24 protein-coding genes are annotated in these 23,777 nt (G+C 69.0%); 11 read left to right on the forward strand and 13 right to left on the reverse strand.

The genetic code is table 11. The annotated features are described in order from the left end of the window. Positions 1-92: 92 nt before the first annotated feature. The 3 genes from ABD240_RS01180 to ABD240_RS01190 all read right to left on the reverse strand — a co-directional run bounded on the left by ABD240_RS01180 (position 93) and on the right by ABD240_RS01190 (position 4,720). Entirely contained in the window at positions 93-1,967 is a 1,875-nt protein-coding gene (locus ABD240_RS01180) for a flavin-containing monooxygenase (protein WP_291792567.1), read from the reverse strand. Next, positions 1,964-3,460 (reverse strand): carboxylesterase/lipase family protein, encoded by a 1,497-nt coding sequence (locus tag ABD240_RS01185; protein WP_291792570.1) that lies wholly within the window; start codon positions 3,458-3,460, stop codon positions 1,964-1,966. The genes ABD240_RS01180 and ABD240_RS01185 overlap by 4 nt, the downstream gene beginning before the upstream one ends. A 198-nt stretch (positions 3,461-3,658) precedes the next feature. Further along, positions 3,659-4,720, reverse strand: coding sequence for a 2,3-butanediol dehydrogenase (locus ABD240_RS01190; RefSeq protein ID WP_344334500.1), 1,062 nt, complete (start codon positions 4,718-4,720; stop codon positions 3,659-3,661). A gap of 271 nt (positions 4,721-4,991) precedes the next feature. On the opposite strand from ABD240_RS01190, the gene ABD240_RS01195 reads away from it, so the two are divergent. Next, a complete protein-coding gene (locus ABD240_RS01195) occupies positions 4,992-6,080 on the forward strand; it encodes an LCP family protein (RefSeq protein ID WP_291792573.1) in 1,089 nt (362 codons plus the stop codon). Between the two features lie 50 nt (positions 6,081-6,130). Beyond that, a complete protein-coding gene (gene ppk2 / locus ABD240_RS01200; protein ID WP_344334502.1) occupies positions 6,131-7,006 on the forward strand; it encodes a polyphosphate kinase 2 in 876 nt (291 codons plus the stop codon). A 96-nt stretch (positions 7,007-7,102) separates the two neighbouring features. Here ppk2 and ABD240_RS01205 read toward each other — a convergent pair whose 3' ends face one another. The 4 genes from ABD240_RS01205 to ABD240_RS01220 all read right to left on the reverse strand — a co-directional run bounded on the left by ABD240_RS01205 (position 7,103) and on the right by ABD240_RS01220 (position 10,817). Then, complete coding sequence (locus ABD240_RS01205; RefSeq protein WP_291792579.1) at positions 7,103-8,221, reverse strand: fatty acid desaturase family protein; 1,119 nt, start codon at positions 8,219-8,221, stop codon at positions 7,103-7,105. Between the two features lie 325 nt (positions 8,222-8,546). Continuing rightward, positions 8,547-8,750, reverse strand: a complete 204-nt coding sequence (gene cspE, locus ABD240_RS01210) for a transcription antiterminator/RNA stability regulator CspE (RefSeq protein WP_029088933.1) — start codon at positions 8,748-8,750, stop codon at positions 8,547-8,549. Positions 8,751-9,279: 529 nt separating this feature from the next. Further along, positions 9,280-10,584 (reverse strand): YeiH family protein, encoded by a 1,305-nt coding sequence (locus ABD240_RS01215; RefSeq protein WP_344334506.1) that lies wholly within the window; start codon positions 10,582-10,584, stop codon positions 9,280-9,282. Beyond that, the gene (locus ABD240_RS01220) at positions 10,581-10,817 is read right to left on the reverse strand and encodes a hypothetical protein (protein WP_291792589.1); all 237 of its coding nucleotides are present in this window, start codon (positions 10,815-10,817) and stop codon (positions 10,581-10,583) included. Before ABD240_RS01220 ends, ABD240_RS01215 begins: the two co-directional genes overlap by 4 nt. A 344-nt stretch (positions 10,818-11,161) precedes the next feature. Between ABD240_RS01220 and ABD240_RS01225 the strand changes: the two genes are divergently transcribed. Further along, positions 11,162-11,674, forward strand: coding sequence for a hypothetical protein (locus tag ABD240_RS01225; RefSeq protein ID WP_291792591.1), 513 nt, complete (start codon positions 11,162-11,164; stop codon positions 11,672-11,674). Positions 11,675-11,927: 253 nt separating this feature from the next. On the opposite strand, the gene ABD240_RS01230 is transcribed toward ABD240_RS01225, so the two are convergent. Continuing rightward, the gene (locus ABD240_RS01230; RefSeq protein ID WP_344334508.1) at positions 11,928-12,488 is read right to left on the reverse strand and encodes an NUDIX hydrolase; all 561 of its coding nucleotides are present in this window, start codon (positions 12,486-12,488) and stop codon (positions 11,928-11,930) included. A gap of 58 nt (positions 12,489-12,546) precedes the next feature. Here ABD240_RS01230 and ABD240_RS01235 point away from each other — a divergent pair, with 58 nt between their 5' ends. From ABD240_RS01235 to ABD240_RS01245, 3 genes are all read left to right on the forward strand, one after another. Next, on the forward strand, positions 12,547-13,062 hold the full coding sequence (locus ABD240_RS01235; RefSeq protein WP_344334510.1) for a YchJ family protein: 516 nt from the start codon (positions 12,547-12,549) through the stop codon (positions 13,060-13,062). Between the two features lie 30 nt (positions 13,063-13,092). Next, positions 13,093-13,539, forward strand: coding sequence for a VOC family protein (locus tag ABD240_RS01240; protein ID WP_291792600.1), 447 nt, complete (start codon positions 13,093-13,095; stop codon positions 13,537-13,539). Positions 13,540-13,602: 63 nt separating this feature from the next. Continuing rightward, positions 13,603-14,061, forward strand: a complete 459-nt coding sequence (locus ABD240_RS01245) for an OsmC family protein (protein WP_344334511.1) — start codon at positions 13,603-13,605, stop codon at positions 14,059-14,061. An 85-nt stretch (positions 14,062-14,146) separates the two neighbouring features. Here the strand turns inward: ABD240_RS01245 and ABD240_RS01250 are convergent, their stop codons facing one another. The 3 genes from ABD240_RS01250 to ABD240_RS01260 all read right to left on the reverse strand — a co-directional run bounded on the left by ABD240_RS01250 (position 14,147) and on the right by ABD240_RS01260 (position 15,344). Further along, positions 14,147-14,743, reverse strand: coding sequence for an HhH-GPD-type base excision DNA repair protein (locus ABD240_RS01250; protein ID WP_291792606.1), 597 nt, complete (start codon positions 14,741-14,743; stop codon positions 14,147-14,149). An 80-nt stretch (positions 14,744-14,823) separates the two neighbouring features. Beyond that, on the reverse strand, positions 14,824-15,114 hold the full coding sequence (locus ABD240_RS01255; RefSeq protein WP_291792609.1) for a type II toxin-antitoxin system RelE/ParE family toxin: 291 nt from the start codon (positions 15,112-15,114) through the stop codon (positions 14,824-14,826). Beyond that, entirely contained in the window at positions 15,111-15,344 is a 234-nt protein-coding gene (locus ABD240_RS01260; protein ID WP_291792611.1) for a type II toxin-antitoxin system ParD family antitoxin, read from the reverse strand. Before ABD240_RS01260 ends, ABD240_RS01255 begins: the two co-directional genes overlap by 4 nt. 266 nt (positions 15,345-15,610) lie before the next feature. Between ABD240_RS01260 and ABD240_RS01265 the strand changes: the two genes are divergently transcribed. Then, a complete protein-coding gene (locus tag ABD240_RS01265; RefSeq protein WP_344334513.1) occupies positions 15,611-16,717 on the forward strand; it encodes a lactonase family protein in 1,107 nt (368 codons plus the stop codon). Between the two features lie 74 nt (positions 16,718-16,791). On the opposite strand, the gene ABD240_RS01270 is transcribed toward ABD240_RS01265, so the two are convergent. Beyond that, complete coding sequence (locus ABD240_RS01270; protein ID WP_291792616.1) at positions 16,792-18,201, reverse strand: sugar porter family MFS transporter; 1,410 nt, start codon at positions 18,199-18,201, stop codon at positions 16,792-16,794. Positions 18,202-18,330: 129 nt separating this feature from the next. Between ABD240_RS01270 and ABD240_RS01275 the strand changes: the two genes are divergently transcribed. Next, positions 18,331-19,362 (forward strand): LLM class flavin-dependent oxidoreductase, encoded by a 1,032-nt coding sequence (locus ABD240_RS01275; RefSeq protein WP_291792619.1) that lies wholly within the window; start codon positions 18,331-18,333, stop codon positions 19,360-19,362. 18 nt (positions 19,363-19,380) lie between these two features. Further along, positions 19,381-20,223 (forward strand): metallophosphoesterase, encoded by an 843-nt coding sequence (locus ABD240_RS01280; RefSeq protein WP_291792622.1) that lies wholly within the window; start codon positions 19,381-19,383, stop codon positions 20,221-20,223. An 11-nt stretch (positions 20,224-20,234) separates the two neighbouring features. Here ABD240_RS01280 and ABD240_RS01285 read toward each other — a convergent pair whose 3' ends face one another. Beyond that, complete coding sequence (locus ABD240_RS01285) at positions 20,235-20,864, reverse strand: hypothetical protein (protein WP_344334516.1); 630 nt, start codon at positions 20,862-20,864, stop codon at positions 20,235-20,237. 45 nt (positions 20,865-20,909) lie between these two features. Between ABD240_RS01285 and ABD240_RS01290 the strand changes: the two genes are divergently transcribed. Next, positions 20,910-23,015, forward strand: a complete 2,106-nt coding sequence (locus ABD240_RS01290) for a 5'-nucleotidase C-terminal domain-containing protein (RefSeq protein WP_344334518.1) — start codon at positions 20,910-20,912, stop codon at positions 23,013-23,015. A gap of 126 nt (positions 23,016-23,141) precedes the next feature. Next, on the forward strand, positions 23,142-23,774 hold the full coding sequence (locus ABD240_RS01295) for an FMN-dependent NADH-azoreductase (RefSeq protein ID WP_291795204.1): 633 nt from the start codon (positions 23,142-23,144) through the stop codon (positions 23,772-23,774). Positions 23,775-23,777: the final 3 nt, after the last annotated feature.

A 23,777-nucleotide genomic window follows, 5' to 3' on the forward strand; every position in this document is an offset into this window, starting at 1 on the left:
GGGTGTGCGGGCCGAGTGCTCCGTCGGGTGCGCGGTGACCGGGGCCGGCCCGCGCGCCTCTCAGCCGGGGCTGGTCACCGTTCGGAGCCTGCTCAGGAGAACTCGAGGCCGGCGAAGTCCCCGCTGCTCCGCCAGGTCTCCAGGTGGCGGAAGAATGCGAAGGCTCCCGCCGGATAGCCCACCGCGTACCGGCTGCGCTCGTCCGCGCCTCTGCCCTCGTTGTTGTAATAGCCGGGCGTGCAGTCACTCCTGTCCCGGGGCCGGCTCTCCTCCAGGAGCATGCGCACCCAGGCGGCCTCCGCCTCGGCGGTGGGCTCGATGCGGCGGGCTCCGGTCTCCTGCGCGCGGCGGAGGATCGCCCCGACGGCGCGTGCCGCATGGGTGTAGTTGTGCGGCACGTTGGAGCTCAGCGCGGCTCCCTGCGTCAGCTGCTGGATGAAGAGGTTGGGGAACCCGTGGACCTGCATCCCGTGGAGCGTGCGCATGCCGCCGGCCCAGTGTTCGGCGAGGGTGCGTCCGTCCGCGCCCACGATGTCGAAGCCGTTGACGGCGGTGGGATCGTTGGCGTACTCGAAGCCCGTCGCGTAGACGATCACGTCCACCGGGTGCTCCTCGCCGTTCACCACCACACCGTCGCGGGTGATGCGCTCCACGCCCTGCCCGTCGGTGTCGACGAGGTGCACGTGGGGGAGGTTGAAGGACTGCAGGTACTCGTCGTGGAAGCCCGGCCGCTTGCACAGCTGGGAGTACCAGGCCTTGAGCCCCTCCGCGGTCCGCGGATCCTCCACGAGTGTGTCCACGCGGGCTCGGATCTCGTCCATCTTCGCCAGGTCCGCGGCAGCCACGGCTGCGCCCACGGACTCCGGTGTGGCCTGCTCCGGCGGGACGCTGCGGACCGCCGCGCGCAGCCTGCGCCCGAGGTCCGTCCATCCGTCCTGGATGAGGTCCTCGACGTCTCCCTCCTCGCCCAGCATGTGGCCGTCCCAGTTGCGCGTGAAGTTGTCGAGGAAGGCCGCCTGCCAGCCCGGCTGCGCGGAGATCCGTGCGAACCACTCCGGATCCACCGGGCCGTTGTCGCGGACGTCCACGGACGTGGGGGTGCGCTGGAAGACGAACAGCTCCGCCCCGGCGCGGGCGACCTCGGGCACGGCCTGGATCGCCGTGGCACCCGTGCCGATGATCGCCGTCCGCCTGCCGCGCAGGCCCGTGAGCTCGCCGCCCTCGGGCGTGCCGCCGGTGACGGAGTAGTCCCAGCGGCTCGTGTGGAACCAGTCGCCGGCGAACTCCTCGATGCCCGGGATGGCCGGCAGCTTCGCCACGCTCAGCGGCCCCATGCCCATGCCCAGATAGCGGGTGCGGAAGGCGTCGCCGCGGTTCGTCTCCACGAGCCACTTCGACTCGTCCTCCAGCCACGTGGCCCGGGTGACTGCGGTGTGCAGGAGGGCGTTGTCGTAGAGGCCGTAGTGGCGGCCGATCCGCCGGCAGTGGGCGGAGATCTCCGGCCCGTGGGCGTAGCGCTCCGTGGGCCGGTGCCCGGTCTCCTCCAGCAGCGGCATGTAGATGAGCGAGCTGGTGTCGCACATGAGGCCGGGGTAGCGGTTCCAGTACCAGACGCCGCCCAGATCCCCGGCGGAGTCGACGATCCGCACGTCCGCGTTGCCGGTGAAGCCGGCCTCGCGCACCCGGGCGGCGGTGAGCAGTCCTGCGAAGCCGCCGCCCACGAACGTGAACTCGACCTCGTCGTGGACGGCGTCACGGGGTGCCACGGGCATGTACGGGTCCGTGGGCTGCTCGCTGAAGGCATCGCGGATGCGGACGTAGCTGCGCTGGCCCTCTGCGGCGAGGCGCTTGTCCCGCTCCTCCGCGTAGCGCCGGTAGACCTCCTCCGCGGTGGCCGGGGCGTGCTCTGCCGGCCGAGTGTGCTGTGCTGTCCGGGTGTGCTCTGCGGTGTCCGGCTGCGTGCTCACCGGAGTCCCTCCCATGCGGCGGTGCGCTCGCTGTGCGGATCCGTGAAGGTGCGGCGCTCCAGGTCGAAGACCTCCACCGCGCGGTGATCCGGACTGTACGGCTCCCAGCCCGGGTCTCCGTCGCGGATGAAGGAGACCCAGGCCGCGTGCACCTCGTCCGCCAGGGCCTGCGGGGCCTCCGGTCCGGTGAGTGCCGCCGAATGCTCCGCGTCCAGCGTGTCGAACGCGAACGGCAGTTCGAGGGCATGACAGGCGCGCAGGCGTCCGCCCTGCGTGCCGCTGGGCCAGGCGAACTCGTACATGAAGGAGGGGGAGGTGGCGGTGGCCGCGCGGGCCTCGGCGGCGCGGACGGCGGGAATGCGGAACATCCAGTCCGTCAGCACTGCGGTGAGGGCCGCTCCCGGGCGCGGGTCAGCGGTATCGTCGAAGAGCGCGGCCGCCTCCTCCGGATCTGCGAAGCCCAGCCCGCGCAGGGTTCCGTGGAGAGCCGCAGTGTCCGCCGCCTCGTAGGCGCCGGAGGGGACGGTGAAGAGCGTGTTCTCGTCCGTGTTCGTGCCGATGAGGACCGGTACGTCCGCCGAGGTGCCGGTCGTCATGGCGGTGATGGGGGCGGTGGGCAGGACCTCGCCGTCCACGGTGGGGGAGAAGAGCATGGAGTTCGCCGCAACCTCGCGGAAGCGTGCGACGTCCCTCTCGGTCTGGACCTGGACCGTCAGCGCCTTCACCGCGGTGAGGAGGTCTGCCTGCGGTACGGCGGCGAACGCGGTGCGCGTGGGCGCGATCCCGAGCTTCTCCGCGAGTGCCAGTGTCACCTGGTGCGCGGTCTCGGGCGGGAGGGAATGGTGCCCGGCACCGCTCTGGAGGATCGCGCCGCGGAACAGGCCCGAGGCCGCGGGCGAAGCGAGCAGTGCGCCCACGCTCATGGCCCCTGCGGATTCGCCGCCGATCGTCACCCTCTCCGGGTCGCCGCCGAAGGCCGCGATGTTCTCTCGCACCCATGTGAGCGCGGCGATCTGGTCGCGCAGACCGATGTTCGCGGGGCCGTCCGGAAGCTGCAGCCAGCCGTGTGCGCCGAGCCGGTAGTTGAGGGTCACGCAGACGATCCCGTCGCGGGCGAAGGCGGTGCCGTCATACTGCGGGACGGCACCGGAGCCGTGGACGAACGCACCGCCGTGGATGAAGACGTAGACGGGGAGCGACGCGGTGGGATCCGGGGTCCAGACGTTGACGTTGAGGTACTCCTCGCCCGGGATCAGCGGATTCGCCAGCAGCTCGGCGTGCACGGGCGGGTAGGGATACTGCGGCACTGTGGGACCGTGGCTGCGTGCAGGTCGGACCCCGTCCCAGGGAGCGGCGGGCTGCGGGGGATCGAACTCGCCCGTGGGGGATCCGGTGTGCGCGGGGGCCTGGGCATAGGGCACGCCCAGGAAGGCGTGGACACCCGCCTCCCGCGTTCCCTCGACGATGCCGGATCGTGTGTGCACCTGCGTCATTGCAGTACCTCCTGGTCAGTCGGCCTCCTCAGGCTCTGATCAAGTGTTCACTCAGTTGAGAGGAGCGTCAAGTGCGTGCGTCGCGCCGGCCCACGTGACGCTTCTCTTCCCCGAGTCCGCTCAGCTGCCGGCTGCGAACGCGGGAAGCCGGGAGCCGGCATACGGCACCCGACTTCCCGCTGTCCTTGCAGTTGGGCCTCATGCCCGCGGATTCACGATGATCTTCACGTGCTGCTCGTTGTTGTTGATGAGCTGCTCGATCCCTCCGGAGACGACCTCGTCGAGGCCGATCCGGCTGGTGATGAACGGCTTGAGATCGATCTTGCCGCTGCGCACCAGCTCGATCGTCGCGGGGTGGTCGTTGGAGTAGCCGATGGTGCCGCGCAGGTCGATCTCCTTGAGCACGATGCTGGGCAGGTCCACCTCCGGCTTGTGCCCCCAGATGGACACGTTCACGATCACGCCACCGGGCCGCACGGCGGCGATGAGGGTGTCGAGCACCACGGGCACGGATGAGCACTCGAAGGCGACATCCGTTCCCGTGTCGCCCGTGAGCTCCCGGACGCGCTCGGCCACGTCGCCGTCGCGGGGATCGAGGATCTCGTCTGCGACGCCGGTGCTCCGTGCCTTCTCCTTCCGCGCCTCCGAGAGCTCTGAGACGTAGACGGTGAGGCCCTCCGCCTTGAGGATCGCGGCGGTGAGCAGGCCGATGGGCCCGGCGCCGCCCACCAGCGCGGTCTGGCCGGCAGCGGCGCCCGAACGAACGAACGCATGGTGGGCCACGGAGAGCGGTTCGATGAGGGCCGCCTCGTCGAGCGGGATGTCGCCCACCGGATGCACCCAGCGGCGCTCCACCACGATCTTCTCGGAGAGGCCCCCGCCGCGGCCGCCCAGCCCGATGAAGTTCATGTCCTTGGACAGCTGGTAGCTCTGGCCCGGCCCGGTGTCCACGTCCCCGCCGATGATGTAGGGCTCGACGACGACGGACTGGCCCACCTCGAGGTCGTCCACGCCTTCGCCGAGGGCGGTGATGGTGCCGGAGAACTCATGCCCCATGACCACGGGCGCGGACTCGCCGGAGATGGGGTGCGGATGTCCGGCCGCCGGGATGAAGAGGGGGCCTTCGAGGTACTCGTGGAGGTCGGAGCCGCAGATGCCGCACCAGGCGACGTCTATCGCCACCGTGCCCGGCTTCAGCTCCGGCTCCGGGATGTCCTCGACCCGGATGTCCTTGCGATCGTAGAAGCGCGCTGCTCTCATCACTGCCTCCTGCAGAGCCGATGTCGTCTGTGCACGTCCACGCTAGACGTCGAGAGCACTGCACGGAAGGTGTCTCGGCGTGAGTGGACCTCCCTGTCTCAGCGTGAGTCACCCTGAACTTCGGAGACGGTGGGGTTCGGCTGAACATCGGTGGACAACGCCGGTACCCGCGGCCCGTCTATACTCGGAAGGTCTGTCTGCAGCAGGCCGTGCACTGTGACGAAATATGTTCCCCTCGGTCTTGCGTCGTATCACCACAAGAGGTCTGAGCGTGTCCCACACACCCGAGTACCAGGCACCATCCGGCGGCGTTTCGGCTGCGACTGCCTACGATCCCGAGGGCAACCCGGTCGAGCCCTCGCACCGGGACCGCCGTCCCAGGAAGAAGCGGACGGGGCGCAAGATCCTCGTGACCCTCCTGGTGCTGGTGCTCCTGGCGGTCGCCGCGGTGGCCGGATACGTCTTCTATCTTGGCAAGCTCTTCGACGACAACTCGAACCAGCTGGGGCAGGACGACCTCTACAGCGGCGAGCAGCCCGTGGCCGAGGCCGGTGACCCCATCAACATCCTCCTGCTGGGTTCGGACGCCCGGGACGAGGATGTGGACTACGCGGGAGGGGCACGCGGCTTTCGCTCCGACACGATCATGGTCATGCACCTGGACGGGGACCGGAAGGGTGCGCAGATCATGTCGATTCCGCGTGACATGTGGGTGCCCGTGGAAGGCCACGGCAACGCGAAGATCAACGCCGCCATGAGCTACGGCGGCCTTCCGCTGGCCAACCAGACGATCAGCGAGTTCATCGATGCGCCCATCCACCACGTGGCGATCATCGACTTCGAGGGCTTCAAGGCGCTCACGGACAGTGTGGGCGGCGTGACGGTGGACTCCGAGCAGGCGTTCGAGATCGACGGTCACTCATTCACGCAGGGCGAGAACGAGCTGGATGGTGAGCAGGCGCTCGCCTTCGTCCGTGAGCGCAAGGGGTTTGCGGACGGCGATCTCCAGCGCGCGCGCAACCAGCAGGCCTACCTCAAGGCGCTCACGTCCAAGATCATCTCCGCGGACACGCTGAGCAACCCCAACAAGGTCACCGGCATGGTGAGGGACTTCGCTCCCTACATGACGGTGGACGACAAGCTCACCGCATCCAAGATCGCCAGCATCGGCTACGAGATGCGCGAGGTGCGGCCGGGCGAGGTGACGTTCTTCTCCGCACCCATCTCCGGCGCCGGCCGTTCGGCGGACGGGCAGGCGATCCTCAACGTGGATGAGGCTGGGCGTGATGAGATCCGGAAGGCCTTCAACGACGACACGGTGGGCGACTACGCGGAGAACGCCTCGCCCCCGCATCTCTGATCGCTCCGACAACAGACCGGCGCAGGCACAGGTACATGAAAGGCTCGCACATGGCAGAAACGCATCCCTCGTCCGCAGCCGCGGCCGGCGCCGCGGAGATCGCCGAGCTTCCCGCCTGGCGCCAGGACTATCCGTACGCGCGCAAGCTCAAGCGCGTGGAGTACGAGGCGCAGAAGCGCGAGCTGCAGATCGAACTCCTCAAGCTCCAGCGCTGGGTGAGCACCTCCGGGGCGAAGATCGCGATCGTGTTCGAGGGCCGGGACGCGGCGGGCAAGGGCGGCTCCATCAAGCGCTTCACGGAACACCTCAACCCGCGCGGTGCCCGCACCGTGGCCCTGGGCGTGCCCACCGAACGTGAGAAGTCCCAGTGGTACTTCCAGCGGTATGCGGAGCATCTGCCCGCCGGCGGCGAGATCGTTTTCTTCGACCGCTCCTGGTACAACCGCGCCGGAGTGGAGAAGGTCATGGGGTACTGCACGGACGAGCAGTACACGGAGTTCATGCGCGCGGCACCCGAGTTCGAACGGATGCTGGTGAACTCCGGCACCCGGCTCATCAAGTTCTGGTTCTCCGTGAGCCGTGCGGAGCAGCGGGAGCGCTTCCGCTCCCGTTCCGAGGATCCGCTCAAGCAGTGGAAGCTCTCGCCCACGGACCTCGCCTCGCTGGACAAGTGGCACGAGTACACGGAGGCCAAGGAGGCCATGTTCTACTACACGGACACGGAGACGGCTCCGTGGACCGTGGTGAAGTCGAACGACAAGAAGCGCGCCCGGCTGGAGGCCATGCGCTACGTCCTCAGCCTCTTCGACTATCCGGACAAGGATCCGGCGGTCGTCGGCACCGTCGACCCTCTCATCGTGGGTCGTGCCGCAGACATCCACGAGACGGACGAGCACCCGGGGGAGCGGAGCTTCCCCCAGCTCTGAGCGCCCGGCTCATCCGTGCCCGGCAGTGTGCAGGCAGCCCGCGCTCTCGCGTGAGAGGCCCGCATGGAGGTCGGGCCGGACGACAGCACCTGCTGTCTACGCCCTGCGGTACTGCGCGGTGATCGGGCAGTCGAAGGGATCCCGCGCGGCGAGCCCCACGCGGTTGAGGTAGCCGACGACGATCGCATAGGAGCGCAGCAGGGAGGTCTCCGTGTAGGGCACGTCGTGCGTGCGGCAGAACTCGCGCACGAGCACCCGTGCGCGGGCCAGGTGCGGGCGCGCCATGCTGGGGAAGAGATGGTGCTCGATCTGGTAGTTGAGGCCGCCCATCAGCCATGTGGCCCACCAGCCGCCCCGGATGTTGCGCGAGGTGCGCACCTGCTTGGAGAAGAAGTCCAGCTTGGCGTCCCGCGCGATGACCGGCATGCCCTTGTGGTTCGGTGCGAACGAGGCGCCCATGTACACACCGAACACCGCCAGCTGCACGCCCATGAACGCGCACGCCATGCCCAGGGGCAGGAAGGCGAAGACGGGCACCAGCAGCAGCGGGAAGCGCACGGCGAACAGGGCGAGTTCGATCCAGCGGCCCTTCACCTGCTTCTCCGTGACGAGGTGCTTGAGGCTGAGGAAGTGGAGATTGATCCCCTCGAGCGTGAGCAGGGGGAAGAAGAGCCAGCCCTGCTTCCGGGTGAGGAGGCGGCGCAGGCCGCGGGCCTCAGCGGCGTCCTCCTCGAGGAAGGAGATGGTGTCGACCTCGATGTCCGGGTCCTTGCGCACCCGGTTGGGATTGGCGTGGTGCCGGCTGTGCTTGGAGTCCCACCAGGAGTAGCTCATGCCCACGATGCCGCCCAGCACACGTGCGAGCGAGTCGTTGGCCGGGCCTGAGGCGAGGATCTGCCGGTGGGCGGCCTCGTGGGCGAGGAACGCCACCTGGGTGAACAGGATGCCGAGCGCCGCGGCGATGAGGAGCTGGAACCAGGAGTCGCCCAGGAGGACGAAGCCGGTGACGGCACCGCCGAGGCCCAGCGCGATCCCCGCACCGGTGAGCGCGTAGAACCAGGGGGCACGGTCGAGGAGGCCGGCCTCACGCGCGGTCCTCGACAGCTGGGAGTAGACCTTGGTGAGGGAGGGGAAGTCCTCACGGCGTGCATATGTGCGCCGGAGAGGGCCCTGTACGGGCCGGGGGAGGAGGGAGGCATGGGGCGAGTGCGTCATGGCTGCGCCTGTCTGCTGTGGGGCCTGCGCGGCGACGGGAAGGGTCGCGGCGGCCGTCGTCGGAGCAATGGGCGTCTGCCGATCGCTGGACTCACGGCGGGCCCGCGGTCCTCGGCGACGGCGGCGGGCCGTGCGCCGGGTGCGCGTGGTCAGGCGTGAGCGATGATGCGACGAAGGGCCGGCAGCGGTGGAGTCACCGATGCCGGCCCTTCGCCTCCCACGAGGGGAGGAGCGCGTCTGACGAGAGTCGTCTGCCCCTGGGATCCGTCCTGCTCAGCCGTTGCGAGGAACGGCGGGAGTCTGCGGGTCCGGATCGATCAGAAGATCAGAGGCCGCGGATGTTCGCAGCCTGCGGGCCGCGGTCGCCCTGCTCGATGTCGAATTCGACCTTCTGGTTCTCCTCGAGGTTGCGGAAACCGGAACCCTGGATGGCGGAGAAGTGGGCGAAAACGTCGCTCGAGCCGTCATCGGGAGCGATGAAGCCGAAGCCCTTGTCGGAGTTGAACCATTTGACGGTGCCTGTGGCCATGACGTCATTCCTTCTTTGTCTGGGACCACGGGAGTGATCCATGAAACCGCGACGACGGCGCCGTCGCGGAGCTTGTGGTTGCACCAGAGGTGCGCGGAAGGGCCGCAACGGGACCCGGGATGTGCAGGGAGAAGTCTTCGAGTGCGGACCGAGCCGCAGAGAGGGACACGTGCGCGCTGATTCGCTGGCCCTTGGGGCCGTAGGCGGTGAAGTCGAGGCCGTTCTCGACGACGTGGCCGGCGAACTCGCCGGTGAGGGTGGCCGCGTGAACATCGTCAGCGGCGCGTTGCCAGGAAATCAGGGGACGTGCGGGTGAAACTGGAGATGCAGAAGAGATGAGAAACCGATTCGTTCAGGTCGCTGAACGGTTCCGGGAGGATCCGTCCGCGAGTGTATTCGCTAATCGCGTCACATGAAGTTCCGGTCCTGTGTGAGCACCGGTCGTCCGCGAACGCCTGAAAACAGCCTACAGCATGAGAGCCGGATCCGCATGGGGCCCGCGAATGGGAATTCCCTGGCCGGAGGCATGTCACACCTGCACCCCGGCGAACAGGAGGGACGCCAGGGCCAGGCCCACGAGGAGGTTGAAGACCGTCGCCGTGCCGAACACGGCCACGGGACGCCAGCCCGCCTCGCGCACGGCGGAGACGCGGAACTCCAGGCCGATGGAGACGAAGGCCAGGGTCAGGGCCCAGGTCTGCAGTTCCTTCGCGGCCTCCAGCCTGGGCTCCAGCGCTTCCGGCGGGAGCATCTGCCCCAGCAGTGTCGCGACGGCGGAGGCGGCGAGGAAGCCGAGGACGAACTTGGGGAAGCGCTCCCACACCATCGCCGCGCGCCGGCGGAGGGAGGGCCGGGTCTCCGCCGAGGCGCCGGTCACCGGGGAGCCCTCGCCCGGGCGCGCGGATTCCTCCGTGCCGCCGGACGTCTCCGTGGTCCCCGGCACGTCCTCGTCGCCCGGCGCGTGCGCACGCCCGGTTCCGCGGGACGCGAAGGCGAGGGTGAGGACCACGGCCACGACGCCCAGGAGGGCGTTCTGCGTGACCTTGACGATGGAGGCGATCTGGAGGGCCTCCTCGCCGGCCACCGCTCCGGCGGCGGTCACGGCCGCGGTCGTGTCGATGTTCCCGCCGATCCAGGCGCCGGTGACCGCATCGGAGAGACCCATGAGCCCCGCCAGCCAGGGCAGGAGGAAGATCGAGGGGACGGCGAACACCACCACGAGTGTGGCCGTGAAGGCGAGCTGCTCCTTCTTCGCCTGCACCGCGCCCGCCGCCGCCACGGCGGCGGAGACTCCGCAGACGGCGAGAGAGGTCGCCAGCAGCGCCCGCAGCCGGTCGTCGATGCCCAGGAGCCCCGCCATCCACCAGGTGAAGAGGAACACGGCGGTGACCAGCAGGCACGCCTGTGCGAGCGAAGGACCGAAGGCGCGCGCGATCACCGCGAAGTCGATGGAGGCGCCCAGCAGCACCAGACCGACCTTGATGAACAGCTCTGTGCGGAAGGCCGGTTCGAGGCGTGAACGCAGGCCGGTGGCCGTCACCAGCGCGTTCGCGGCGAATCCCAGGACGATCGCGTAGACGGGGTACTCGACGGACTTCGCGACGTCGCCCCAGCCGGTCGCGGCAGCGGCCTCGGGCACCCAGTCGGTGAGGAACCGCACCGCCCATGCCAGTGCGAGGACGAAGGCGAGTCCTGTGAGCGTCCACAGCACCGAGGCTCCGGTGAGGCGAGAGCGTTCGGGGGCCTCGGCCTCGGGTGCGGTGGCCTGCGCGACGGTCGGTGCGGTGGTCCGCGGGCGCGACTTCCCCGCGGCAGAGGGCTGAGGTCCGGTCATGGGAGCATCTCCGGGGTGAGGAGGCCCGCCATGCAGGCGGCGAACAGCAGGAGGCCCGCGACCGTGGCCAGCCAGTCCTCGCTGAGGGAGAACTTCCTGTGGTCGTCCGGGGAGGCGGGAGCCGTCCTGTGCGCAGGCGGGGCCGAGGCCTGTGCCTCGTGATGCTGCGCGTCGTGGTGCTGAGCCTCGTGGGCCGGCGGATCCGGTGTGCGGCTCGTGCCGTCGGGGTGCATGCGGATGCTCCTCTGCGGGGGCGCGGCGGAAATGGTGCGGGCGGGTCGTCATTCAGCGTAGCGGCGGAGCTTCAGCGGTCCGGGGGAATCGTGTCGCAGCTGGACATGGAGGTGGGAGAGTTCGCCGGGCGGTTGCCGGTTCGTCATCTCGGCGCCCGCCGTCTCGGCACAGGTCGGTGGGCATGACAGCGAGCCGTGGCCGGTTCTGTTCTCGGCTGAGTGCGGCGAGGATGGGAGCGGGGAACGGATGTGTGCGGGTCCCCACCTCACAGGAGAGAGCGGGCACACAGAAGGGGGCTCGCGCACGAGAGGTTGGTGCACGGTGGAAGGACGGGACGGCGCAGATGGCTGAGCAGGAGCAGGGGCCGCCGGGCGGACGGCGTCCGGTTCGGCGCCCTCGTGCCGGGAGCTTCCGCGCCGACGGGCATTCGCACCCGCCGCTGGAGGTGCTGCGCGCCAAGGCCTGCCGGGAGCGTGTGGAGGGGTGGCTGCGTGAGTTGGAGAACGGCCGCGAGGTCGTCATCCACACGCGCGTGCGTGATTCGGCCGCCGCGGGGCTGCTGGTCTGGGCGGTCTGTGCGCTGCTCGTCTGGCTGCTGCTGGGCAGTGCGATGTCACCGCTGAGGTTCTGGGAGGCGCAGGAGGGCACAGCGGCGGCGAGCTGCGCGGAGGCCGCGGCGATCGTGGTGATCGGGCTGCTGACGGCGGTCTTCGTCCTCGTGCTGGCCTGGGGCGGTGTTCTCCTGGTGGTGTGGGTGCCGTGGACGCGTCCCGAGCTGGTGGTGACGCAGGAGGCGCTCAGCTCCGTGGGCGCGCGGTGGCGCATGCACGGAGCTGGGGCATGCGCGTCCTGCTGATCCGGAGGCGAGAGTGAGAGGCCAGGTCGCCGCGTTCCCCGCAGTGCCCAAAGCGGACGTCCTCACTCTGCTCCTGGAAGCGCACCGGCGCTATGGCGGCGGGGAGCATACGGAGACGGGCTGATGAGGAGCGGGCCCGAGGCCTCGGCGGGGTTCGCCGGGCATCTGCGGCACTGGTGCCCGGTGCCGGGATCCGGCGTTCGCTTCAGGGCTGGCTGCCCCGGGGACCGCCGGCCGGAGTCCTCCGCCTCGGTCAGAACTCCTCGAGGCGGAGCGGCTGCGGAGGAGGTCCCTCTGCACGGAGCCGGGTGAGCAGTCCGGGGAGCGTGCGCGGAGCGAAGACCGCGTTCTGTGCCGCGATCTCGGCGGGGGAGAGCCAGCGGACCTCCTGCACTCCTTCGTCCCGCAGCTGGGCGGGGGTGAGCGCGGGTGTGGGGTCGAAGCGCTCGGTGCGGAAGAGGTACACGTGGTCGGTCTGGCCGGTCCATCCGCTGAATGCGCGGTGGGCCGTGCGGGTCCAGAGCAGAGGTCCCAGCTCTGCCACCGGCATGCCCGTCTCCTCGTGCATCTCCCGCCGCAGCGCCTCCAGGTGCGTCTCACCGGCCTCGATCCCGCCGCCGGGAGTGGCCCAGAGCCCATTGGCGGAGGGCTGGCGGCTCCAGCGGAAGCGGACGAGGAGGATGTGGTCGTCCGGGTCCAGGATGACGGCCCGCACGGCCTGGCGCAATCGCTGCGCCGTGGGATTCCGGCCCGCGTCTTTTGAGCCTCCGACCTTCTGCACCGGAGGCTCCGTCTCTGCGCGCGTGCGATCCATCTGCGTCTGTTCTCCTCGGTAAGGCGGGCCGGCGTGCGGCGACCACTAGTCTGGACCCGTGACGGACTCTACTGCGCGCACCCCGGACAAGCTGGCCTCGGCCCAGCCTGCTCAGGACCAGACAGCTCAGGACCAGACAGCCTCGGCACCGGTGCCCCCGGCCTCGGCGTCCCAGGCCTCGGCCCCGTGCCCCTGCGGCGGCTACCCGAAGGGAGCGACCTACTCACAGTGCTGTGAGCCCGCGCTCACCCTGACGACGTGGCCTCCCACGGCGCAGCAGCTCATGCGCTCCCGCTACACCGCCCATGTCAAGGGCGACGAGGACCACCTGTTCCGCACCTGGCATCCGAAGACCCGGCCGGCTCGCATCGACGTGGGCGACGGCGCGGAGTGGATCGGCCTGCGCGTGGAGGCCGTCAGCGCCGGCGGTGTCCAGGACGAGGAGGGAGCCGTCGAGTACCGCGCCGCCTATCGCGAACCGGACGGCAGCAGCGGTGAGCTCCACGAGGTGGCGCGGTTCGTGCGCAGGGCCCGGCGCTGGATGTACCTGGGTCCGGCCGAGGTCCTAGGCTGAGAGGGTTCCAGGCTGAAGAAGGAGACCGCCATGGCACTCACCCCGTTCCTCATGTTCGAGGGCCGCGCGCAGGAAGCGCTGGACCTCTACACCTCCGTCATCCCGCGCTCGTCCGTGCAGTCCGTGGTCCACTTCCCGGCGGAGGACGCGGCGCAGGCGGAAGCCGCGGCGACGGAGGCCAACCCGGCCGTCAGCACAGAGGCGCCGCTCATCATGATGGCGGTGGCGGACCTGGACGGCCTCCGCGTGCGGATCAACGACTCGCCCATCCACCACCAGTTCACCTTCACGCCGGCGTCCTCGCTGTACTTCGAGACCCAGGACCCGGCCGAGTACGAGGCCGTCCTCGCCGGTCTCTCCGACGGGGGCATGTTCCTCATGGAGGACCGCGACGACTACGGCTTCGCGCAGCGCTACGCGTGGCTGAACGACCGGCTGGGCGTGAGCTGGCAGCTGGCGCTCGCCTCGGCGGTCTGAGTCGCGATGAGCGAGGACGGGCACGTGGCGAGTTCCCGAGCGAACGAGCCCGAGGATGAGCGAGTGGCGGAACACCTGCAGGTGTCCGTCGCCCGCACAGGGTTCGAGCGGTATCGGGTGACGACGGCCTCGGGCGCGCAGCTGGAGTTCGGCAGGGGAGAGGGACTCGTGCAGCCCGCGGAGATGCTCATGGCCGCGCTCGCCGGCTGCATGGCTGTCTGCGTGGACAAGCCGCTCACCCGCGGCGGCGAGCCGGAGCGGTTCGCGTTCACCGTCGACGCGGACAAGCTCAAGGATTCCGCCGGTCCCGTGCGTCTGGACGGGCTGGACGTCACCTTCGACCTGGCACTGACGGAATGGACGCGGCGGCAGGATCCGGAGGTCTTCGTGGAGCGGCTGATGGATGCCGCGCATGAGCGGATCTGCGCCGTCTCCCGGACCCTGGAGCACGGAGCGGCAGTGGCCGCCTCTGCTCAGGTCGAGATCACGGGCGCGACGGTCGAGGAGCCGGGCGGCTCCTGAGCCTCACCTGCTGCCGATGTCTCAATTTGCATCGAGATTTCGAGGCGAAGGCGATGCAGAGTGAGACACCGGCGAGAGTAGGCACCTACTTCTTCGCCTTGGCCGCTTTCGCCGCGGCCTTGCGGGCCTGCTTGTTGGCGCGGACCTGCTGGAGCGTGGCGTCGTCGCGCACATCGGCGATGGAGAGGTAGGCATCGTCCGGGCCGTATTCTCCGGCCGCTTCGCGCCAGCCCTCGGCCTCCAGTCCGAACTGCTTGCCCAGCAGCGCGAGGAAGATCTTCGCCTTCTGGTCGCCGAACCCCGGCAGCTTCTTCAGCCGGCGCAGGATCAGGGCTCCCGAGGGCGCGGAACCGTCCGTGTCCGGGGCGGTCCAGACGGCCTCGGCGTCACCGCCGTACTCGTCCACGAGCGTCTGCGCGAGCTTCTGCACCCGGGCGGCCATGGAGCCGGGGAAGCGGTGGACGGCGGGGGACTGGCGGAAGGCCTCGAGGAAGGCGTCCGGGTCCATGGCTGCGATGCTCGCGGGGGTGACATCACCCAGGCGCTGCACCAGCTTGTAGGGGCCGGCGAATGCGGATTCCATGCTCACCTGCTGATCGAGGAGCATGCCCACCATGAGGGCGAAGCGGTCGTGGGCGAGGAGGGCGTCTGCCTCGGCATCGGTGGAGAGGTAGAGGGTCATGCGGTTCAGTATGGCACTGAAGCTCAGGCGCAGCGCCAGAGACCTGGGCGCGGAATGCTGGTGCTCACCCGTGGGTCTTCCTACAGATGCCTGCTCGGGTCCATCCGCTGGTGCAGGATGCGGATGATATCGATGTAGTTCCCGTTCTCCACGTAGAAGAGAAGATGGCTGCCGATGCTGTAGCGCCGGTAGCCACGGCGGATCTCGTCGCACGCGCGCCCTCGGTCGGGCTGGGCGGCAATGCGCTCGATCGCAGACCTGATGTCCGTGACGTATGTCTCTGCCTGGTGGGCGTCCCAGCGCTCCTGCGTGAAGTCCCAGATGGAGGAGATGTCCCGCTTGGCTGCTGGCGTGAGTCGATACTCCTTCACGACTTCTTCGCTTCGATGAACGCATCGAAGTCGAAGGGCTCAGGCGCTCCACTCTCCTCACCCGCGGCGAGTGCTGAGCGCAGCGCCGACATCTGGGTTTCCTGATCCTCGAGAAGCCGCAGCCCCGCGCGGACGACCTCACTCGCTGAGCTGTATCGCCCGGTCGCGACCTCGCGGGCGAGGAAGTCGGAGAAGTGTGAGTCCAGGCTGATCGATGTGTTCGGGCTCATGCTCATAGCTTACCAATAATTGGTAACTTGACGGAGCCTGTCTGTCTGCGTCGGTCGCCCGGGGAGGGCGGACCGTCCGGCCGCTGGGCACACGGGCCTGAGCCTAGCTCCGAGCGCCCCGGTCCGCCGTCTGCACAGATGGTCACGTTCTCTCCCTCGTTGGGAGGCCGCTCTCTCTATAGCGTGGGGTCACTGCACCAGGACGAAGGGGCGCCATGATGCTCGATGCATGTGCGCATCCGATTCTCGAAAGGAACAGTGCACGCATGACCTCTCCGGCGAACCGCAGAGCCACCGACCGTCTGTACGTCAACGCGCAGAGCCCCGGCATGGCCGTGGTGGATCTCTACGACGATGGCAGCGCACAGCTCTTTCCCGGCTCTCCCTTCAGGACGGGATCCGGCTGCGTCGACCTGCGGGTGACTCCGAACGGGAAATACCTTCTGGCCCCTGCGGACTGGGGGCTGCCGATGGGCGGCGGCATGCGGCAGACGTTCAAGCCCGAGATCGGTGTGTACCGCGTGGAGGACGACGGTTCCGTGACCGAGGCCAGCACGTACCGATTCGACCGGCTCACCACGCCGCTCGGCACCGACACCGCGGCCAACGGCCGGGACGTGTACGTGGGAATGGGCCGCGGCCTGGCCGGCATGCTCTGGGGCTCGATCCAGCACTTCCGCCTCAGCGAGGACGGAGTGCTCTCGCCTGCAGGCCCCCGCCGCAGACGCGGCAAGTTCTCGCACGGCCTCGTGCAGCCGAAGATCTCGCCCGACGGCACGAAGATCTTCGTCATCAGCGCCTTCTCGAACACCATCTTCACCTACGCACTCGAAGCCGATGGCGGCATCGGCGGACAGATCCACGAGTTGCAGGTCTCCGGCCGGACGCCCGTGAACCCCGTGTACTCGCCGGACAAGCGGTTCCTGTTCACGGCGAATGAGGGCAGCAGCTCGATCGGTGTGCTGGAGATCGGACCCAACGGGTTGCTCACCGAGATCCCCACGTCTCCCTTACCCGCCGGCCGCGCGGTGCACAATCCCACATTCAGCCGGGACGGCAGATACGTCTGGGTGGGCAACCCGATCGACGAGACGATCAGTGGGTACTCCCTGCGTGAGAACGGTGAGCTCATCGCGCTGCCGGGCTCGCCGTATCCCAGCCCAGGCGCTGCGATGGACTTCGCGCAGTCCTCGGACGGCGCCTGGCTGTTCGTCACGGGGTCGCCCGTGAAGGCGCGGAAGTGGCCGGTGAAGCTGGTGAGTTTCAGGATCCGCGAGGATGGTTCGCTGGAGCGGTCACAGCACCCCGCTGTGCCACTGGGCCTGACGTTCCAGGACGGCCCTACGTCGATCTCCTTCCCCATCGCCGAGTAGCGGTCGCGGCCGAGGGCCGATGGAGGACGGGGCTGCGGCCCAGCTCAGCGCGCGAGCGCGGACGCCCCACGCCCTCACTCCATGTCCTCGAGCTCCCTGCCCGCCGTCTCCCTGACGAACTTGAGGACGAAGAGGAGCGAGGCCAGCGCGGCCACCGTGTAGAAGCCGTAGGCGAACCACAGACCCACGTCCGCCATGCTGGGGAACGAGGTGGAGATGACGAAGTTCGCCAGCCACTGCGCCGCCGCCGCGATGCCGAGGGCGAACGCGCGGATCTGGTTGTTGAAGATCTCGCCCAGCAGGACCCAGACCCCCGGCCCCCAGCTCATGCCGAAGAAGACGACGAAGGCGTTGGCCGCGATGAGGGCGGCGGTGTCCCAGCCGGGGAGCAGCTCCACTGCCTCCGCGGCCGGATTGATGCCCAGCGAGAACGCCAGCGTCATGACCCCCAGTGCCACCGTCATCCCCGTGGAGCCGATCATGAGGAGCAGGCGCCGGCCGATCCGGTCGATGAGTGCGATGGCCAGCAGCGTGACCACGATGTTCGTCACGGAGGTGATGACGGAGATGGTGAGCGCATCGGATTCGTCGAACCCCACGGACTTCCACAGCGTCGTGGAGTAGTAGAAGATCACGTTGATGCCCACGAACTGCTGGAAGACGCTCAGGACGATGCCGATCCACACGATGGGCAGGAGATTGGTGCGCTTGGGGTTGAGGACGTCCGACAGCCGCGGCTTGCGCTGGGTGTCCACCGTCTTCCTGATCTCCTGGATGCGCAGGGCCACGCCCTCGATGAAGATCTCCGAGAGCACTCTGTTCGCCTCGTCCTCACGTCCCTGCTGCACCAGATAGCGGGGTGACTCCGGGATGGTGAGCGCGAGGATGCCGTAGATGACGGCGGGGACCACCTCGGCCATGAACATCCATCGCCAGGTGGGCAGGCCCAGCCACAGCTGTTCGGCGGCCCCTCCCGCGGCAGCGGCGAGAGCGGCGTCGCTGAGGAGCGCGGCGAAGATGCCGGTGACGATCGCGAGCTGCTGCAGGGAGCCCAGCCGGCCGCGGACGGAGGCCGGTGAGATCTCCGCGATATAGGCCGGGGCGATGACGGAGGCCGCACCCACGCCCAGTCCGCCGACCACGCGCCAGATGATCATGTCGGCAGGGCCGAAGGCCAGACCGGAGCCCAGCGCGGAGACGGCGAAGAGGACCGAGGCCATGAGCATGACCTTCACGCGGCCCATCTTCGCGGAGATGCCGCCGGCCATCGCGGCGCCCGCCATGCAGCCCAGCAGGGCCGAGGACACCATGAAGCCCGTCAGCAGCGAGGAGGTGTCCCAGGCGCCCTGCATCGCATCCACGGCACCGTTGATGACGGAGGTGTCGAAGCCGAAGAGGAAGCCGCCCAGGGCTGCGACGACGGCGAGCTGGACGACACGGCCGAACACGTACGATTCTGCACTTCCCTGTGCCTTGGCGTTCATAGGGAAATGTCTAGCAGATCAGCGGCCGTCCGCGGCGGTTCCGGCGCGGATTTCTCCGGGCGCCCGTCTGCGGGACGGGGACGGCCGCCGCCGCGGAATACGCCGTGTGGCGCCCGGGTTGAGCCGGACGTGAGCACCCGCAAGAGCATCGGCTTCCTGTCCTTCGGACACTGGAACCCGCACCCCACCTCGTACACGCAGACCGCCGCCGACGCCCTGCTGCAGAGCATCGACCTCGCAGTCGCGGCGGAGGAACTCGGCGCCGACGGCGCCTATTTCCGCGTCCATCACTTCGCCCGGCAGCTCGGCTCGCCCTTCCCGCTGCTGGCTGCCGTGGGCGCGAGGACGAGCCGGATCGAGGTCGGCACCGGGGTCATCGACATGCGCTACTCCGAACCACACGGGTTCGCGGAGGACGCGGGCGCGGCGGACCTCATCTCCGGAGGCCGCCTGCAGCTGGGGATCTCACGGGGGTCACCGGAGCAGGTGGTCGACGGCTGGCGGCACTTCGGCTTCCGGCCCGCGGCGGGGGAGACGGATGCGGACATGGCCCGGCGGCACACGGAGACGGCCCTCGAACTGCTCTCCGGCAGGCAGTTCGCGCAGCCCCATCCGCGGCCGATGTTCCCCAATCCGCCCGGACTCCTGCGCCTCGAGCCGTACTCGGAAGGTCTGCGCCGGCGGATCTGGTGGGGCGCCGGCTCCGATGCCACCGCACGCTGGGCCGCACGGACGGGCATGAATCTCATGTCCTCCACGCTCAAGGACGACGAGTCCGGTGAGCCCTTCCACATCCAGCAGCGGAAGCAGATCGAGGCGTTCCGCGAGGAGTGGGCGCGGCACGACCACGGGTTCGAACCGCGGGTCTCCGTGTCCCGGTCGATCTTCGCGCTCACGAACGACCTGGACCGCCGGTACTTCCTGGGCAGCGGTGAGCGCAGCGATCAGTTCGGAATGCTCGATGCGCACACCCGGGCGGTGTTCGGGAGGTCCTACGCGGACGAACCCGAGGCGCTGGTGGAGCAGCTGCGCGAGGACGAGGCGATCGCCGCGGCGGACACGCTCCTCCTCACGGTTCCCAACATGCTCGGAGTGGGCTACAACGCCCACGTCCTCGAGGCGATCCTCACGGAGGTGGCCCCGGCACTGGGCTGGAAGTGAGAGGGCACTGGGCTGGAAGTGAGAGCTGGAGACACTCCATGCGGAAGCGAAGGACCACAGCACATCACAGATGACACCGAGGACCGCACTGCGGTCGAACGCATCTACGCCGTCTCCGACATCCACGGCCGCCTGGAGCCGCTCCGCGCTGCCATCGACCTCGTGGACCTCGACGGCGATCCTGCGGCGCAGCTGATCCTGCTCGGCGACTACATCGACCGCGGGCCCGCCAGCCGGGAGGTGCTCGAGACGGTCAGGACGCTGCAGCGGCGCTTCCCGGATCGCGTGATCGCGCTGCTCGGCAACCACGACGACTGGATGCTGGACTGGCTCGACGGCGACGACGAAGATCTCACCTGGCTCATGGCCGACACGGACCTCGTCACCGTCAAGAGCTTCCTCGACCCGAGGGAGCTCGCACAGGCCCTCGGGCACGACGACCCCGGCAGCGACGCCTCCACGCTCGACGGGCCGGCGATGAATCGCGGCTTCAAGGACGCTGTTCGCACCAAGCACGCTGGGCTGATCGAATGGCTGCGAAGTCTGCCGCGCGTCCATGAGACGCCCACCCAGATCTTCGTGCACGCCGGCGTCGACGAAGAGGCAGGGAAGCTGTGGCGCGCGGCGACGCCGGACTACGTGCTGACGGAGAAGTTCCCGGCCACGACCGGCCCATTCCTCAAGACGGTCGTCGCAGGGCACGTGCGCACCCACCTGCTCCATCCGGACGGCTCCCACGGGGTCTTCCATGACGGCGAGTCGCATTGGTACATCGACGGCGCGGTCGAGTCCACCGGGCGGATCAACGTCCTGCGATATGACGTGAAGACCGGTGGTTACGAGGGCACGACGGTCGGCTGATCGGGCGGGCCTCAGCCGAGGCCGAAGTGGGCTATCAGATCGTCAGTGTCAACAGTGGCTCTGTCGGCAGGCGGTATGACCTCATGGGCCCGGACGTAGATCTGGTCATCGATCTGCGTCCGCACTCCGATGTCGACCGAGGCATTGCGCACGTTCGGCTGGTCCAGATACGTGCGGATTACCGCCTCGAGGATCGTCGTCAGAACGTCAGCCGCCTGCTGTCGGTCCGCTGCGTCCACGATGAGGGTGCCGCCCATGAAGGTGCCGGGCGAAAACCCGTCCTGGAAGAAGACCTTCCCTTTGACGTACGCGGGGGTTCCTTCCACCGCGGTCTGCAGTGCCGCAGTCACCGCGTCGATGTCACTGCGCGGTGCGCAGCCTGCGGCGAGAAGCAGCAGCCCGCTCACGCCGCCTGAGATCGCCGACCGGCGGCTGATTCCGCTCATGGCCGGTGATGCTAGCAGGGGGAGGTTGCCTGGCCGGGACTGGTGATCGGCGTCGAGCTGATGCTGACAGCGGCCTTCGGACAGCGGGCGGGCGATGTCCTGGGCGTGCACCACCACCTCTCCGAGGAAGGCCGCATAGTCCTTGGTGACTGGGAGGGTCCGCCGCAGTTCACCTCCCGTCCGCACCGGGTCCATCGGGAGGATTCCGCCGTGTCTGTGCGTTGGCTTACAGTGACCTGTATGTCACATCTGCGAATGCCCGCCGCGCTGGCGGCCGCCGTCCTCGTGGGACTGCCCGCCACCTCGGCCGCGGCCATGCCCGCCCCGGAGGCGGCTGCACCCCTCTCCCTCTCCGTCCTCGCCACCACGGACGTGCACGGACACGTCCTCAACTGGGACTACTTCACCAACGGGCCCTACCCGGCAGGTGAGGAACTGGGCCTGGCGCGGGCCAGGACCGTCATCGACGAGGTCCGCAGCGAGAAGGGCGAGGACTCCGTCCTCCTCTTCGACAACGGCGACTCCATCCAGGGAAGCCCGCTGACCTCCTACTACTCCGCAACACAGCCGGTGACGGAGACGGGGGAGCAGCACCCCATGGCCGTGGCCAACTCCGTCATGGACTACGACGCGCAGGTGGTGGGCAACCACGAGTACAACTACGGGCTGGACATGCTCGATCTGTACGCCTCGCAGGTGGACTTCCCGGTGCTGGCTGCCAACGCGGTGGACGTCGCCTCCGGCGAGCCACACAACCCTCCCACCACCATGATCGAGCGCGAGATCGACGGGGAGACGGTGCAGGTGGGCGTCGTGGGACTGACCACGCCGGGCTCGCGGGTCTGGGACAAGAAGCACCTGGACGGGAAGATCGAGTTCGCGGACATCGTGGAGACGGCCAAGACGTACGCCCCGCAGCTCAAGGAGCAGGGCGCGGACGTGGTCATCGCCCTCTCGCACAGCGGCAAGGACCCGCAGTCCCAGACCTGGGACCCGGACCAGCTCCAGGAGAACCTCTCCCGCACCCTCGCGGAGCAGGTGCCGGAGATCGACGTGGTGGTCGCCGGCCACTCGCACCTGGACGAGCCGGAGGAGGTCGTCACACAGACGGACGGCACCCGGGCCCTCATCACCCAGCCCTACTACTGGGGGCGTTCGCTCAACGAGGTGGAGCTCAGCCTGGTGCCGGAGGAGTCCGGCGAGGGCTTCGAGGTGGACTGGGAGGACACGGCGCCCAGCGTCACCCCGCACTACCTCCAGGGTGACGTGGAGGAGAGCCCGGAGATGGTCTCCGCGATCTCCTCCCATCACCAGGCCACCGTGGACTACGTCAACCAGAAGGTGGGCACGGCCACGGAGACCATGAGCGGTGCCACCTCCCGCTACGAGGACACCGCCATCCTGGACTTCGTGGGGATGGTGATGACGGAGACCGCCGAGGCCGGGCTCGCGGGCACGGAGTACGAGGACCTGCCCGTGCTCGCGCAGACTTCTCCCTTCAGCCGCGACGCCGTCTTCAACGCCGGCGATGTGAGCGTCGCGGACGTGGGCGGCCTCTACATCTATGACAACACCCTCGCCGGTGTGAAGCTGGACGGTGCGCAGCTCAAGGCATACCTCGAACGTGCGGCGAGCTTCTACGAGCAGGTCGAGGAGGGCGCGGACTTCGATCCGGCCGAGGTGTCCAACGCCTACGACGAGGGGGACGGTCGCGACCGCCCCGACTACACCTATGACGCTCTCACCGGCGTGGACTACGACATCAACATCTCCCGGCCCGTGGGCGAGCGGATCGAGAACATCCGCATGGCCGATGGCTCCGAGGTGGGGGAGGACGACGAGTTCGTCCTCGCCATCAACAACTATCGTCAGTCCGGCGGCAGCGGCTACCCGGTCGCAGACCTCGAAGAGGTCTACAACGAGCAGGTGGAGATCCGCGAGGCGCTCATCGACTGGACGGTGGAGAACCAGGTCATCGATCCGTCCGGCTTCTTCCGGGAGAACTGGGTGCTGACCTCGGAGACGCTGGATCGCGGCGACGGCGGTCCCTCCGAGGAGCCGACCGAGGAGCCCACCGGGCAGCCGACGGACGGCCCCGGCGAGGAACCGAGCGACGACCCCGGCGACCGGCCCAGCGGCGAGCCGACCGGCGATCCCGGAGACGGCCCGAGCGAGGAGCCGAACGGTCAGCCCGGTGGGGACGACAGCGACGGTTCCGGTGACGAGGAGGCAGGTCCGCGCCTCCCGCGCACCGGCACGGAGATCGCAGGTCTGGCCGGCCTCGGCGTCCTCCTGGCCGGGCTGGGTGCCGGGGCAGTGGTGCTCGCTCGCCGCCGCAGGGTCTGATCCGGACTGTGCAGGGCGGCGCCTGCGCTGCTCACGGCCTCCACGGCATCGGGGTTCCCCACCCGGATGTGCGGTGACAGCGGTCGGCCCCGTCCTGCGTACGGGGCCGACCGCTAGGGTGGGTGAATGGCCACTCTTCTGCGCATCGACAGCAGCATCTCCGGCGAGGCATCGTTCTCCCGCCGGCTCACCGCGGCGTTCGCCCACAGCTGGGCTGAGGCCGGGGGAGAGGTCGTCACCCGCGACCTGCACGCGGAGCAGATCCCGCATCTGCCCCATCCCGGACTGCACTTCCCGCACCGCGAGGGAGTGCCTGAGGACAGCCCCGGACGTGCCCTGCAGGACGAGCTCATCGAGGAGGCGCTCGCCGCGGACGCCTTCGTGATCGGCGCTCCGCTGTACAACTACTCCGTGCCCTCGACGCTGCGCGCATGGACGGACTATCTCCACGTTCCCGGACGCACCGCCGGCACCCCGGCCTCGGCCGGACCCCTGGCGGGCCGGCCCGTGGTCCTCCTCTCCACCCGGGGCGCGGCCTACGACCAGCCGGGCCAGGAAGAGCTGCTGGACCATGCGGTCCCCGCTCTGCGGGCCCTTCTGGGCAGTGCCTTGGGAATGGACGTGGAGGCGATCACGGTGGACCGGACGCTTGCCGAGGTCATCCCCGCGCTGGACCGGGAACGCGCCTCCGCGCTCTTCGCGGACGCGCTGGACCGCGCCTCCGCCCGAGGCCGTGAGCTGGCCGCGTCCCTGCTCTGACCC

Source organism: Brevibacterium salitolerans (assembly GCF_039531405.1).
In the GTDB taxonomy this organism is placed as follows: domain Bacteria; phylum Actinomycetota; class Actinomycetes; order Actinomycetales; family Brevibacteriaceae; genus Brevibacterium; species Brevibacterium salitolerans.

Coding starts and splice junctions, on each gene's coding strand:
- ABD240_RS01205 (WP_291792579.1), bottom strand. CDS start 8,221: ATGACGCACTCGCCCCATGCCTCCCTCCTCCCCCGGCCCGTACAGGGC.
- ABD240_RS01215 (WP_344334506.1), bottom strand. CDS start 10,584: ATGACCGGACCTCAGCCCTCTGCCGCGGGGAAGTCGCGCCCGCGGACC.
- ABD240_RS01250 (WP_291792606.1), bottom strand. CDS start 14,743: ATGACCCTCTACCTCTCCACCGATGCCGAGGCAGACGCCCTCCTCGCC.
- ppk2 (WP_344334502.1), top strand. CDS start 6,131: ATGGCAGAAACGCATCCCTCGTCCGCAGCCGCGGCCGGCGCCGCGGAG.
- ABD240_RS01270 (WP_291792616.1), bottom strand. CDS start 18,201: ATGAACGCCAAGGCACAGGGAAGTGCAGAATCGTACGTGTTCGGCCGT.
- ABD240_RS01185 (WP_291792570.1), bottom strand. CDS start 3,460: ATGACGCAGGTGCACACACGATCCGGCATCGTCGAGGGAACGCGGGAG.
- ABD240_RS01285 (WP_344334516.1), bottom strand. CDS start 20,864: ATGGACCCGGTGCGGACGGGAGGTGAACTGCGGCGGACCCTCCCAGTC.
- ABD240_RS01225 (WP_291792591.1), top strand. CDS start 11,162: ATGGCTGAGCAGGAGCAGGGGCCGCCGGGCGGACGGCGTCCGGTTCGG.
- ABD240_RS01295 (WP_291795204.1), top strand. CDS start 23,142: ATGGCCACTCTTCTGCGCATCGACAGCAGCATCTCCGGCGAGGCATCG.
- ABD240_RS01220 (WP_291792589.1), bottom strand. CDS start 10,817: ATGCACCCCGACGGCACGAGCCGCACACCGGATCCGCCGGCCCACGAG.
- ABD240_RS01190 (WP_344334500.1), bottom strand. CDS start 4,720: ATGAGAGCAGCGCGCTTCTACGATCGCAAGGACATCCGGGTCGAGGAC.
- ABD240_RS01265 (WP_344334513.1), top strand. CDS start 15,611: ATGACCTCTCCGGCGAACCGCAGAGCCACCGACCGTCTGTACGTCAAC.
- cspE (WP_029088933.1), bottom strand. CDS start 8,750: ATGGCCACAGGCACCGTCAAATGGTTCAACTCCGACAAGGGCTTCGGC.
- ABD240_RS01290 (WP_344334518.1), top strand. CDS start 20,910: ATGTCACATCTGCGAATGCCCGCCGCGCTGGCGGCCGCCGTCCTCGTG.
- ABD240_RS01260 (WP_291792611.1), bottom strand. CDS start 15,344: ATGAGCCCGAACACATCGATCAGCCTGGACTCACACTTCTCCGACTTC.
- ABD240_RS01230 (WP_344334508.1), bottom strand. CDS start 12,488: ATGGATCGCACGCGCGCAGAGACGGAGCCTCCGGTGCAGAAGGTCGGA.
- ABD240_RS01240 (WP_291792600.1), top strand. CDS start 13,093: ATGGCACTCACCCCGTTCCTCATGTTCGAGGGCCGCGCGCAGGAAGCG.